Below are 13,855 nucleotides of genomic sequence, written 5' to 3'. Positions count from 1 at the left end.
CAATGAATTTTGAAAGAATAAGAAACAATATGTTAATAGGTATTGTGACATTAATACTGATATCGTGTAACAACAATGTTGAGAAAGTTGAAAATGTAGAAAGCAAAAAGATTGAAGAAGGAATAATAACAACTATAAAATTCACTAAAGAACAAAGTGAACTTGCTTCAACTAAAACAGGTCGTATTACCAAAAGAAGTATGAGTAATATACTTCAATTAAACGGAAAAATCGAAGTTGATCCATCACATCAAGCTATTGTCTCTGCACCTATGGGAGGATACCTTAAATCAGCAGGAATGATAGTAGGAACTCCGATTAAAAAAGGACAAGTATTGGCTACTATAGAAAATGTTGAGTTTATTACTGTTCAACAAGAATACTTAGCAGCTTATAGTACACTTGGCTATCTAGAGCAAGAATATCAAAGGCAACAAGAGCTTAGAAAACAAGATGTAAATTCTAAAAAAACATTCCAAAAGATTGAATCAGAGTATAAAATGATTCAGGCAAAAGTAAGCGCATTAGAGCAAAAAATAGCCTTAATTGGACTTAATAAGAAAGCTATTCAGGACGGTAATATCTCAAGAGTAACTAGTCTATATGCACCTATTAGTGGTTATATAAAAACAAGTAATGCCGTGATAGGAGATTATGTAACATCAACAGATGTCATTTTTGAAATTGTAAATACGGATAAAATACATTTAGAATTAAATGCTTTTGAAAATAATATTGGAAAATTAGCCATAGAACAAGAAATAAAGTTTTCTTTGGCAGGCGAAATAAAATTTGACAGAATAGCAAGAGTGGTTCAGATAGGAAAAACATCAGGAAATGATAATATCATTATAGTACATGGAGATATATCAAAAGAGAACATTCAGGGGCTTTTACCAGAGATGTATGTCAAAGCCAAAATAGCATATGGAACTCAAACATTTGAAGCTGTACCAGAAGATGCAATTGTAGAATTTAATGAAAAAGATTATGTTGTTTTAAAAGAAAAAATAACTCAAGAAGGTACTATTTTTAAATTGATCGCTATTAAAAAAGGGATTACACAAGATGGTTATACAGCCATTGAATTTTCTGAAGAAGTATTAAATAATAAAGAACTTGTTCTAGAAAATGCCTATGCTATAATCTCAGCAATTAAAAACTCATTAGAAGAAGAATAACTCATTTCAAAACCAAAATAATTATGAAAACTAGAATTTTAAACCTTGTATTAGCCGTAACAATTGGAGCATGTATTATTTCATGTACAGATAAGAAAGCTACAGAAAAAACTACAGAGACTAAAGTAGAAACTAAAGTTGAAGAAGTAAAAGCTAAACAAGAAAATGCTATAGACGAAGCAGAAAAAAGACGATTAGATAGCATACGTCAAGTAAAGGAGCATGGACATGCACATTAATCACTTTAAGCATCTGTTTTTTAGACAGGTGCTTAGATTACTTTGTTAAACTGTAAAACAAATAATAAATAGCTAGATATGAAGCTAAAAAAAATAATTACTCCTATAATGATAATGCTCTGTTGTATGATTTCAATTACGGCATATGCACATGGAGTAGATGATGAAACACAATCATTTCTTTCTGGTAATAAAGGAGTTGCTTTTGGTCCATTTTTGTATATAGGAGCAAAGCATATGATAACGGGGTATGATCATTTACTATTTCTGGTAGGAGTCATTTTCTTTTTATATAGAACTAAAGAAATAATAACATACGTGAGTTATTTTACCATTGGTCATAGTACAACATTATTATTAGGTGTTATGGCAGATATTAATGTTAATGCGTATTTGATTGATGCGATTATAGCTTTATCTATAGTATATAAAGGATTTGATAATTTAGGAGGATTTAAACAATTCTTTAAAAAACAACCTAATACAAAAGTAGCTGTTTTGGTTTTTGGACTATTTCACGGTTTTGGATTGGCTACAAAATTGCAAGAGTTTGAATTTGATGAAGAAGGACTATTCGTCAATTTACTAGGATTTAATTTAGGAGTAGAAATTGGACAATTTTTAGCATTAGGATTGATCTTATTAATAATAGCTTTTTGGAGACAATACGATAGTTATTTAAAGTTCTCAAAAATTACCAATACACTTTTAATGGCAGCAGGTTTTTTACTGCTAGGATTTCAATTGACAGGATATTTTACATCATAAATAATTTATATGGAAACAAATAATCAGCCTATTATGGGCAAAAAACAAATCATAAAATCAGTAGTTATAGCTTTTGTAATAGGAATGGTAGTGTTAATAACAGCAGTCTTTCCGGCAGAATATGGTATGGATCCATTACAGACTGGAAAACTATTGGGATTTAGCAAATTATATCAAGAGGATAAAGTAATAGTAGAAACTGAAGTTAAAACTACAACTACAACACCGAGTTATAAAAAGATAACGTTAGAAAAGGTAGGTTCACCAGCAAGTGTGCCTAAACCAATCGAAGCTAATAATCCTCCACCAGAAGTACAGTATACTCAAAGAGAAGATACTATTGAGGTTGTTGTTCCTGCAGGTAAGGGAATAGAATACAAATTTAAAATGCTTAAATATGGAAGTGTAAAATATGAATGGATGACAAATAAAGGAGTGGTATATATAGATTTTCATGGTGAAGTAAAACAAAAGAATCCGCCTAAAAATGTATTTTATGAAAGCTATACATTAGCGTATTCAAATAATATGGCAGGAACTTTAACGGCACCATTTGAAGGAAAACATGGATGGTATTATAGAAATGATACTAAAGAGGATATCACAATTCAGTTGAGATTGAAAGGAGAATACGAGTTATTCTAATAATATAATTTAGGATTTAAAAATAAGTTTAAAAAGATGGTTTACTATAAACCATCTTTTTTTTATGGGTAAATAACCCCAGCTAATAGATCAAATTTTTTTATTTAAAATATTTTGTTAAGATTTGAATTATTATAAATAAATGTATGCTAAGAACTATTCAAATAATAGCACTAATTCAGGGTGTTTTTCTTTTAATATTATTAATAAATAAAAGGAGAAATTATAAGAAACTCAATTTCTTTTTATTATTAAGTTGTATTGTAGGGCTGATTTTACATTGTATAGGAGATGATGATTTTAATCTTTTTCAAACCGATGCAAATTGGTTTTTATTCCATGCGCCATTAGTAATAACATTATTCTTTTTGCTTATAAAATATAGTAATTCTGAAAAAGATAAATTTCAAATAAAAGATCTAGCGTATTTTATACCATATGTGTTTTTTGTTATACTGCAATTTATAGAAGATGTAATAGATAAGCTTCCTAATGGACTAGGACATATGCTATTTATATTAGGAGAAGCCATGGTAGGTTTTGCTATGATTGGATATTTAGGTTATATGATTTATAATATTATCATTAATAAAAAGAAACAATGGATTCTTTATTTTATAATCCCTTATGCAATTGTCCATATCTTAGATACGATTCCATATTATTTTACAGGAGAGCATGATACGATACCCTTTATAGAAAGCTATGGAATTATAGGATTATCTGTTCTATTACTGTATATCATCTTGTTTAAATTAGTGATTGCTCCAAAAACAATTTTACCTAATGCAGAAATTGTAAAATATAAAACTTCAAGTATTAACAGATTTAATATAGAAGAATATAAAGAGGTTTTTATAAAATTAATGACAGAGGATAAGCTTTTTAAAAATAATAACCTTACCGTAAATGATGTTGCCAAAGAGATAGGAATCCCAAGACAACATTTGTCTGAAGTACTCAATGTATATATGCAAACAAGTTTTCAAGAATATCTTAATAAATGTAGAATTGATGAGTTTATAGCATATTTAAATGATGAGAAGTATAATAATTATACGATAATGGGAATTGCAACCGAGGTAGGGTTCAAATCCAAATCATCTTTTAATACTACTTTTAAGAAATTAAAAGGAATGACTCCGAGTGAATTTAAAAAGAAACTTAAAAGCTAGAAAAAGCTTCTGATAATTGTAAAAGCATTTTTTAAATCATGAAATTATTAGGTGTAAATGTACAAAATACGTATCCTGAACCTTTTCGATTGTTCTTCTTGTTTTTGTTTATATCACTGTTTGTTAGTTGGTTATATGTGTGTTTGGTATGAATGGGTCTAAAGTGCGTATATAGCACTAAGTCTATTTTTTGAGAGAATAACTGACCTATACATTTGCTTTAAAATGTAATGAACACGACTTCTAATTTGTGTTCAATTTTAAAGTTTGAATGCAGATGAGTTTTATAAAATCTTTGAATAGGCCTAAACGAAAATTACTTAAATTTTTTACAAACAGTATAAGTGATTATAAAAAGTATAATGATTTAGATCCGTTAACGGTTAAAAAAGTACTTATATGTAGACCTAATCATAGGTTAGGTAATTTACTACTTATCTCTCCGCTTATTCAAGAGATTGAAAATACATTTCCTAATTGTAAAATAGATTTATTAACTAATCAAAGTTGTGCACCACAACTATATGTTAATTATAATACTGTTGATAGGGTATATGAATTACCCAAAAAACCATTTAAGAATCTTTTTAAATATTTAAAAGTTTGTTTCTCGTTTAGAACAAGAAAATATGACCTATCAATAAATGCAGTAGGAGGATCTTCGTCAGGAAGAATTTTTACAGTAATATCTAGAGCCGATTTTAAATTAGTCGATAGTAGTAAGTGGATACCTATGGCAGATGGGATAGCATCAAAACATATTGCTAAAGAATCTGTATTTGCATTGCGACAATTTTTACAAACCGTAGGAATATCAGATTTAGAAAGTGAAATTTCACCATTAGCTATTAAACTAACAAAGCAAGAGTTGATCAACGGAAAGAAAAATGTAAGAGATCTAGTTAATAATGATCAGCAGACTATTTGTTTATTTACCTATGCTACAGGTGCAAAATGTTATAGCGAACAGTGGTGGGAAATATTCTATAATGAACTTAAAGATCGTTTTCCAAAAGTAAACATTATTGAAGTCTTACCTAAAGAGAATATTTCAAAAATAGGATATAAAGAACCTACTTTTTATACTAGAAATATTAGAGAATTAGCAGGAGTAATTGCAAACACAGATATTTTTATAGGTGCAGATAGTGGTATAATGCATTTAGCTAGTGCGACACATACTACTACCTTAGGATTATTTTCTGTTACTAATATTGATATGTATAAACCTTTTGATAATGGTAGTCTTCCTATAAATACAAATACAGTCAGAGTTAGAGAGATCATGAAGCTGATAGAATCGAGATTATTTGTTGAACTAGAAGAGATGGCTATATGATAGTAAAGACAAAAATATGTTTATTGATAATTTGTTGTATCTCTTCATTAACGTATAGTCAAGAGCCATTAAGTTCGACACAAAAGACACATAAATCTATAGGTGATGTGTTATTATTTACGATGCCTACTCTAGCATTAGGATCAACCGCTATATGGAAAGATGAACAAAAAGGAGGGATGCAGTTTTCTAAAGCTTTGGCAGGAACTCTAGCTGTTACCTATGGATTAAAGTTTATAATAGATAAAGAAAGACCTAATAGAGAAAATAATAATAGCTTTCCTTCAGGGCATACTTCTGTAGCATTTATGAGTGCAGCTTTTGTGCATAAAAGATATGGATGGAAATATGGTTTACCAGCTTATGTTTTGGCAAGTTATGTAGGATATACTAGAATTGAATCAAAAAAACATGATGGATGGGATGTGGTAGCTGGTGCAGCTATAGGAATAGGTATGAGTTATATATTTACAAAGCGATACGATAGTAAATTTAAAGTTACTTCGGGTTATATGAATGACACACCAACTCTAGGTTTTAGATATGATTTTTAAAAATAGAGTACAAGATAAATAATTGATGAGAATTATTTTATAAATGTGGACAAGATGAGGTTGGATCTTTGTCTGAGATTTTTGTTAAACTTCGAAAGCTCTTCTTTTTAAGGAAGAGCTTTCATTTTAATATTAATTTTGGATTTTAAGGTGATAGGTAGTTTGTTGAAAAAAGAATAAGATAGCTGTTCTTTTTTTGGATAATACATTGATGTTTAATTCTGAGAATATGTATTCCCATTCTTTTTCTGTTTTATTTTGATAGGTCATTTTTGAATGACCAAAATTTACCAACCAATCAACAATTTGAGTAGCAGTTTTTTGAATAGAATTAGTATAAGTATCTTCTATAATTATAAGTTCTTTTGCAACTCTACTACATTCAGTAATCAATTGATAAGGATCATCGCTATGATGCAAAACAGTTAGTAGTAAGATAGTATCAAAACTTTGTTGTTTAAATGGTAGTGTTTTTCCATCATAAACTATAGGAGTAATGGTTTTTACTATGGATAAGTTTTGAATATCTACAGGAATGATATTGAAGCCTTTTTCTTTTAAATTTTGAGTAATAAGACAATTACCACTACCTACATCAAGTATTTTACACTGTTTGATTAGATAAGATGAAAAATTTAAAGTTTTTTTTTCGACCCATCGATTTAAAAACAATAAAATGATGTTTCGAAAAATAGCTTTGTTCTTTATAGCGTTTAATATCATGTAATTGTATTAAGTTATCATAGTTAAGGTTTAAAGAATTAATGTTGTTTTTAATGTTAGTTAGAGGATAGTTTTCTAGCTGTAAAAAGTATAGCTTAATTGATAAAGCCTTTATAATTAGAAAACTAACTAAATGATTAGAAGAGATGTATTTTAAAACCTTACAAGGAAATTCAAGTAGCCTTAAAATACATCACTCCATTCATAGGTAGTTATTCAACTATTTTTGCACCTTCTGGGATAGTAAATAAATCTGCGTTTATGGTATTTTTAAGAGAAACATTTTTAAACTCAGCACTATTTCTTACTGTAGTAGGAAGGTTATTTTCTGATGTATACCAAGTTAGTGTTTTAGGCAATTTTATACCATTAACTGTTTGCCAATCTGTGTAACGTATAAAACTAAATTTTTTACTTTTTTCTTTAGAAAAATAAGTGACAGTATAACCTAACCATTCCATCTCACCTGTTTTAGGATGTACATAAACAATATATTGATCATCTGGAGATAAACCGACATCACTTTTGTATGAGATCATCATTCCAGGATAAGAAATATCTTCAAATTCAAGAGGAGGAACTTCTTCATAAATAATACCATCATCACCTAATACAAAAGGCATGGCATAGAAGTAGAACATCAGATTATAATAGAATTTAGCATTTCCTTCATAAGTTTTATCACTTTTTTCTAAGGACCATACCTTAGTACCATCAAAACCTATAGCATCATTTTTGGTATCGATTCTTGCTTTACGACTATGCAAAGCGGTAATAGTAGTTTCTTTATCATCACCTTCTCCTAAATCAAAACTAAGTTGATGCATGGTATTCCAGTTTTCTATTCCGCCGTGTTTATCAAACATTTTGGATATTAAATCGGGATAAGTTTTAGTATTAACCTTAATCTCAGTAGTTCTTTTTTCTATCTGATTTTGTGGAGCAGATGAAAGATTAGACGATGAGGTTTCTTGTTTACAAGAACTAACTATTGTAGCTGTAATTGTTAAGATCGCTAAGTGCTTAGTGAGTTTCATAGTATTTTAAGGGTTTACGATTGGTTTAATTATATTAAATATTAATGATGATGTTTTTCTAGATGTTGCTTTAATAAATCCTTTCCATAATCATTACCATTAGGAGTGCGTACAACGGTATGGATATGATTTCTTGTTGCCCCTCGACTGTTGCTTCTAACACCTACAGGACCTTGATGATCAAATTCAATTAATATAACGGGACTGTGTATACGATAATAAAAAACACTATCATCACTGGTTTTCCCTATCCATGCAAAATAGGTATCGTCAAGATGAGTTTTAATTTCGTCCATTTTAACCTTTGCATGATTATCGATCATGTTTGACACATACTGATCGATAAGTTGTAGTAATTGATCTTGATGTTTTTTTGATAATTCTGATACTTTTAATCCTTCATAATTTAGCGTTATGTTATCAGAAAAAGCTTCGGCTTGAGCGTTATTTCTATTCTTTTGTGTACTTAAAGTAGCTTTTTCTTGTTGAGATATAGGGAGAGCTTGCATTAAGGCTAAACCTAAATTTTGCTCATCTTGAAATAACGTATTGCCTTTATATTTTCCTGTAGTTGTAATGATAGGTTCACCTCCCATAAAGGTTGGTGTCATTACTACTTGGTCTCCCAAAACAAAATAATTAATAATTAAATGATGCCCATCTAATTGCCAACCCCATGGCTCAGTTGTAGAAGGAGAACCCATTATCGTGAAATAATATAATTCTTCATCAAAATCAGGAGAATTCCCATTTAACTCTTTTAGTGTTTGATCGGTTTTCATAATGTCTTTAGACAACTGTAATCCTTTTGCACTTAAAGAAGTTTTTAACATTTTAAATGCCAATTGACGTTGTTGTTGTGTCATTTCTTTGATAGAAACACCTTGTCTTCTATAAATACCATTATCTACATTACACCATTTTCGCCATTCTTCGTCATTAAAAGGATAAACAGTTTTTTCTTTTTGTGACGGAGTTAATCCTTTGATAAATTGTTGTGCTGTGGTAATTATTTTCTCAGTTGAAATTCCAGTGGATTTTAAAGGAAAAAGTCCTTCTTTTTTTCCTGTAGAAGTGAAAATTCCTTTATAAGGAGTAGTTAAATAATTAAGTTCATGTTTTTCAAAATGACTTAAGGGTCTTTTAGTTTCTGTATCTTTTTTAGTTGTTGTTTTTTCATTTTGAGCATTACAAGAAATAATACTCAAGAATATAGATACATATAGAATAGCTTTCATATATAGTTAGTTTTTGATAAGAATTAAGTTTAGTTTTTTACGATTATTAATAGTTATAATCCATTGAGATAAACTTGCGATAAGTATTGTAATGCCACAACCTATAAGATTGAACCACAAATAGGCTATATCAATAATTTCATAAGTATTAAGTATAAAAAGTAGGATCACGATAAGTTCACCTATAATAGCGCCAATAAAAGTCGCATTGGCCATGATTTTTTTTAGAAAAAAACTAATAATAAAAATGCCAAGAATAGCTCCATAAAATAAAGAGCCTATAATGTTTACAGCTTCAATGAGGTTATCAAATAAAGTGATGATCATTGCAAAGAAAATTGATATGATGCCCCAAGAGAATGTTGCTACTTTTGAAACAGACAAATAATGTTTATCTGTTGCTTTAGGTTTGTATAAACGTTTATAAAAGTCTATTATACTAGTTGTAGATAGTGCATTAATTGCAGCAGCAGTAGCAGACATGGCAGCTAATACTATAATTGCTATTAATAAGCCTACAAATCCTTGAGGTAAGTGTTGTGTAATAAAATTTATAAAGATATAATCTGTGTCTTCAGTTTCAATTTGAACTCCAGATTGAACCGAAAACTTTTTTAACAATGTTTTAGCTTCAGATCTAATAGCTTTTTCCTTAATAAGTATGTTATTAATAGAAGCTATGTTTTCAGTTTTATCTACAGTTTTTGCTTCTAGATTATGATTAATAGCATCTAACTTTTTCTTTTCTAATAAGTCAAATTGCTTTTCTAATAATATATATTGATCTGCATAGGTAGAATTTTTAATCAAAGCTACATTTGCAGTATTAAAATGTAAAGGGGTAGTATTGAATTGTAAAAAGATAAAAACTAAAACTCCTATAAAGAGAATAAAAAACTGAATAGGAATTTTAAGTATGGCATTAAATAGTAGGCCTAATTGGCATTCTTTTAAAGATTTACCAGATAAATAGCGTTGAACTTGGCTTTGATCTGTACCAAAATAGGACAAAAACAAAAATGTACCGCCCAAAATAGCGTTCCAGATATTGTATTTATTAGAGAGATCAAATTCAAAATCTATAGCTTTTAATTTACCTGTATCATTTGCTATAGTAATTGCGTCTTGAAAAGAAACATTTGATGGCAATTTTGAAATAATAATAAAGAATATAATTATTAATCCCAGAAGGATGACAAGCATTTGCTGTTTTTGAGTTTGACTCACAGCATTTGTACCTCCAGAAACAGTATATATAATTACTAAAAGCCCAATGATACAGGTAGTAAAACTTAAGTTCCAACCCAAAATAGAGGATAATACAATAGAAGGAGCAAAGAGTGTAAGACCTGTAGCAACACTTCTTTGGCATAAGAATAAGAATGCAGCAAAACTTCTTGTCTTTAAATCAAACCTCTTTTCAAGAAATTCATAAGCAGTATATACATTCAATTTGTAATATACAGGTAAAACGAATATGCAGAGTAAAATAATGGCTATGGGTAGCCCAAAATAAAACTGTACAAATCGTAATCCTTCATCATAAGCTTGACCAGGGAGAGACAAAAAGGTTATAGCACTTGCTTGAGTTGCCATTACAGATAGACCTATTGTCCACCATGGTAAAGTTTGTTGTCCTCTTAGATAAGATTCTGAATCAGATGGTTTTCGGGTTTTCTTAATTCCGTAAACAATGATTATAATGATTATAAATATGAGAACAATCCAATCCAGAATCTTCATAAACTAATTTATTTTTTAGCCATTTCTAGATTGATAGTTACTGTTACATCTTCACCAACAGAACCTCCTGAACTACCTACTTTAAAATCTGTACGTTTGATTGTAGTGTTTAATTTTAATCCAGCTTTTTGTCCACGGTCACTTTTTAAAATACCGTTTAATTTACCGTTAAAAGTTACTTTCTTGGTAATTCCTTTAATAGTTAAATCACCAGTTGTTTTAAAGGTTTTATCATCAACTTTTTCAAAAGAAGTACTTTTAAAAGTAATCTTAGGAAATTTTTCTGCACCAAAGAAATCATCAGCTCTTAGGTGATTATCTCTTCTTTCATTTTTTGTATTGATACTAGCAGTTTCAATAGCAACTTCAAATTTTGGATTTTTAAAATCCTCTTCTGTAATAGCTGTTATGTCAAATTGATCAAAAGATCCAGTTGTTTCAGAAATTACAAGATGAGATACAGCAAAATTGATAGAAGAATGTCCTGCATCTAATTTCCATGTTGATTGTGCTTGAGCGGTAGTAATCGCTAAGAATAATAAGGCTGTTAATAATTTTTTGATATTCATTTGTATACAATTTTAGGTTTATATATTTGATTTACTTTTAAAGATGTTTTTTACGTTGAGATAGTCTAAGTAGTAAACAATTCTTAAGGATAAAGTTTGTTTAATAGGCTCTTCAAAAAGATTATTTAGACTCTCAAAATAGCCCAATGATCCTTCGTCGGTATTTTGAAAAATAGAATTTCGATATAATAATATAGCTTGACTCCCTGGAGCAAATTGCCAACTATAGCTCAAGTCTAAATTCCATACATTAAAATTGGTATCTGGATTAAAGCTTAAATCTGGAGACGAGGATTGTAATGTCCCATCATCTAAAAGATCATAGAATCTATTTTTGTATTGAACTGTAGTCCAAAAATGCCTGAAATTAAGAGATAATGCTTGTTTAGTATTGAAGTTATAGTTTAACTGAATTTGATTTTCAGTCCTAATACGATCTCTATCACCAAAGATAACATCAGTACCATTATCATCTACATATCCTGTTTGTGCTCTTGTGAGATCAAGATTAAGAGAATAACTAATGTTTAACTTATTATTGAAGCGATATCTAGGAGATATTCTAAAGTTATAAGAACGTTGCTCTGTTTCTAAATAATCCTTAAAATGAAATCTAAATGAAGAAGACAGTTTTTTACCCCTATCAGTATTGTAAAAGAATAAAAGATTATAATCAATACCTTGCTTAAAGAAACGACCAGCAACTCTAGGTTCAAAATAATCATAACGATTTCCCCAAGCTCCCCAAGCTTCAAAACCTAAAGAATCAAAGTTTTTAAGTGTAAAATTAGTATCTATACCACCAAAAGTTCCAGTATGTACATTAGGTTTATATAGATAATTACGATTCCCCCAGAAGAATATACGATAGCTATTAAACCATTGAGTAGGAGTAAAAGTTTGGTAATTAAGATTCCAACCAAAATTGCTAAAGTTATTTCTAAACTGTCGACCTAGATCATTATTATCAAATTTATCATCACTAAATCTGTGATTCACTCCAAATCTAAAATTTCCTTTAGTTTTTGAGAAACGCAATTCAGAACTAAATCCATTTAGCGTTTCAGTATCATTAACGGCGCTTAAACGTGCGTTACCATTAATATTATATGAATTTGATCTGGTTGAGATATCCCAAGATAAGGCAGATACATTGGCATCTCTAAAACTTCCTGTTCTAAATACATTAGTATTTGTAAAAGCTACAGACGAATTATTATTAAACTGTTGATCGAGTACAAATACATTATAATTTGTGAATGGTTCAACTTCTTCTTTTCGTTCTTCTCCTGTATTTGTATCTCTTATAGTAGCCGATGTAGATTCGGTAATAGCATTAAAAAAACCGATACCTAATCCTTTTTTTGTTCTACCAGATAATTTTAAAGCATTAAGAACTTTAACTTCTGTAGGGGAATCAATTATTTCTTCATTTTCTTTTAGGTTAGGAGAACTACTAGGAGCGTTACCTATACGACGAGAAAAGAATAAATCTCCTTTTTCAAATAACTCAACACCTTCTGTGAAAAATTGACGTTGTTCTCTAAAAGTTTGTTCAAATGGACCTAGATTAAGGGTAAGTGCATCAAATCCAGTTTGACTAAAATCAGGGATTAAAGTAGCATCAAGTGTGAAGCTATCACTTAAACCATATTTTACATCAAGTCCAAAGTTTAAATCGTTTTCAAATTCACCTTCTTGTAATTCTGTTTTTCCAGATACAAAGGGTAAAAAATTTAATCTAAGTGGAGGAGTAATATTAGAAATACCTTTAAGTAAACCATGATACTGTGCTTCTCGTCCAATACTTCTATCTACATAATTCCAAGAATAGATTTGATTTAAAGATTTAATATCTCTAAAAAAATTGATACTCCAATCTTTTGTATCACTAGAGAAACGCAATGCAGAATACGGAATCTTTATTTCTACTATCCAACCATCATCAACGATATTTACACTACTTTCCCATACATAATTGATACTAAAATCATCGGCATTTCCTCGTCTTCTATTCGGAATTGTTTTTGAATCTCCTTGAGTACCGGCAGAAGTAACATAAAATTTATTTTCGTTAATACCATCATTATAAGGATTGATAGCAATAGTAAACACATCGGTTTCACCAAAAACATTATCACGTAAAGTAAATTGATTGGTAATGGATTCTGGATTTGGATCGTGAAGGTAAGCAGCAATGTAAATGGAGGTATCATCATATAATAGTTTAACGCTACTTTTATGAGTTACAGGAGCAGGTGTTCCATTATCTGGAGTAAGCATAGTAAAATCTGTAGCTTCGTTTGCCGAGTTCCATTCAGATTCGTTTAATTCACCGTCAATTTTTATGGTAGACTGTATACGAGAGGCAGTAATTGTTTTTTGTTGCGCATAACTTAAAACAACGACACAAAAATATAGTATGGTTAGTAATTCCTTTTTCATTTTTCTTCTTTTTCAAAAACAAAAATGAAATAGATGCCTTAGTTGAAAAAACAAAATCTATCAACATCCAAAGTAAGCAGTTCAACAGCAAATCGTCGAATAACCGATAAGAATTACTGTTGACCCTATTAATTTTGTTGTAAACCCAAGATTATAAGAAAAGTTTAACAACTCTTTATATTTTTGAATTATGAAAACG

Annotated in this window: 13 protein-coding genes; 7 read left to right on the top strand and 6 right to left on the bottom strand. The window is 29.6% G+C overall.

Annotated features, from left to right (window positions below):
- Nucleotides 1-2 precede the first annotated feature (2 nt).
- The 7 genes from ACYEKI_RS09250 to ACYEKI_RS09220 all read left to right on the top strand — a co-directional run bounded on the left by ACYEKI_RS09250 (nt 3) and on the right by ACYEKI_RS09220 (nt 5,901).
- The gene (locus ACYEKI_RS09250; protein WP_459210904.1) at nt 3-1,181 is read left to right on the top strand and encodes an efflux RND transporter periplasmic adaptor subunit; all 1,179 of its coding nucleotides are present in this window, start codon (nt 3-5) and stop codon (nt 1,179-1,181) included.
- A 23-nt stretch (nt 1,182-1,204) separates the two neighbouring features.
- Nucleotides 1,205-1,420 carry a hypothetical protein gene (locus ACYEKI_RS09245; protein WP_459210903.1) on the top strand — a complete coding sequence of 72 codons (216 nt, stop codon included), beginning with the start codon at nt 1,205-1,207 and terminating at the stop codon, nt 1,418-1,420.
- 78 nt (nt 1,421-1,498) lie between these two features.
- Nucleotides 1,499-2,188 carry a HupE/UreJ family protein gene (locus ACYEKI_RS09240; protein WP_459210902.1) on the top strand — a complete coding sequence of 230 codons (690 nt, stop codon included), beginning with the start codon at nt 1,499-1,501 and terminating at the stop codon, nt 2,186-2,188.
- A 9-nt stretch (nt 2,189-2,197) separates the two neighbouring features.
- On the top strand, nt 2,198-2,833 hold the full coding sequence (locus tag ACYEKI_RS09235) for a hypothetical protein (RefSeq protein WP_459210901.1): 636 nt from the start codon (nt 2,198-2,200) through the stop codon (nt 2,831-2,833).
- Nucleotides 2,834-2,979: 146 nt separating this feature from the next.
- Nucleotides 2,980-4,008 carry a helix-turn-helix domain-containing protein gene (locus ACYEKI_RS09230; RefSeq protein WP_459210900.1) on the top strand — a complete coding sequence of 343 codons (1,029 nt, stop codon included), beginning with the start codon at nt 2,980-2,982 and terminating at the stop codon, nt 4,006-4,008.
- Between the two features lie 277 nt (nt 4,009-4,285).
- Nucleotides 4,286-5,347 carry a glycosyltransferase family 9 protein gene (locus ACYEKI_RS09225; RefSeq protein ID WP_459210899.1) on the top strand — a complete coding sequence of 354 codons (1,062 nt, stop codon included), beginning with the start codon at nt 4,286-4,288 and terminating at the stop codon, nt 5,345-5,347.
- Complete coding sequence (locus tag ACYEKI_RS09220; RefSeq protein ID WP_459210898.1) at nt 5,344-5,901, top strand: phosphatase PAP2 family protein; 558 nt, start codon at nt 5,344-5,346, stop codon at nt 5,899-5,901. The genes ACYEKI_RS09225 and ACYEKI_RS09220 overlap by 4 nt, the downstream gene beginning before the upstream one ends.
- A 132-nt stretch (nt 5,902-6,033) precedes the next feature.
- Here ACYEKI_RS09220 and ACYEKI_RS09215 read toward each other — a convergent pair whose 3' ends face one another.
- From ACYEKI_RS09215 to ACYEKI_RS09190, 6 genes are all read right to left on the bottom strand, one after another.
- Nucleotides 6,034-6,624 carry a class I SAM-dependent methyltransferase gene (locus ACYEKI_RS09215; protein ID WP_459210897.1) on the bottom strand — a complete coding sequence of 197 codons (591 nt, stop codon included), beginning with the start codon at nt 6,622-6,624 and terminating at the stop codon, nt 6,034-6,036.
- Nucleotides 6,625-6,836: 212 nt separating this feature from the next.
- Entirely contained in the window at nt 6,837-7,661 is an 825-nt protein-coding gene (locus ACYEKI_RS09210; protein WP_459210896.1) for a DUF6503 family protein, read from the bottom strand.
- A 41-nt stretch (nt 7,662-7,702) separates the two neighbouring features.
- On the bottom strand, nt 7,703-8,899 hold the full coding sequence (locus ACYEKI_RS09205) for a DUF3500 domain-containing protein (RefSeq protein WP_459210895.1): 1,197 nt from the start codon (nt 8,897-8,899) through the stop codon (nt 7,703-7,705).
- A gap of 6 nt (nt 8,900-8,905) precedes the next feature.
- Complete coding sequence (locus ACYEKI_RS09200; protein ID WP_459210894.1) at nt 8,906-10,642, bottom strand: sodium:solute symporter family protein; 1,737 nt, start codon at nt 10,640-10,642, stop codon at nt 8,906-8,908.
- Between the two features lie 8 nt (nt 10,643-10,650).
- Nucleotides 10,651-11,211, bottom strand: coding sequence for a YceI family protein (locus tag ACYEKI_RS09195; RefSeq protein ID WP_459210893.1), 561 nt, complete (start codon nt 11,209-11,211; stop codon nt 10,651-10,653).
- 18 nt (nt 11,212-11,229) lie between these two features.
- Nucleotides 11,230-13,656 carry a DUF5916 domain-containing protein gene (locus tag ACYEKI_RS09190; RefSeq protein ID WP_459210892.1) on the bottom strand — a complete coding sequence of 809 codons (2,427 nt, stop codon included), beginning with the start codon at nt 13,654-13,656 and terminating at the stop codon, nt 11,230-11,232.
- Between the last annotated feature and the right edge of the window lie 199 nt (nt 13,657-13,855).

The organism is Aquimarina rhabdastrellae, from assembly GCA_947387485.1.
GTDB lineage: Bacteria > Bacteroidota > Bacteroidia > Flavobacteriales > Flavobacteriaceae > Aquimarina.
Note: the sequence above shows the minus strand (reverse complement) of the source record. Positions and strands in the feature narration are given on the sequence as shown.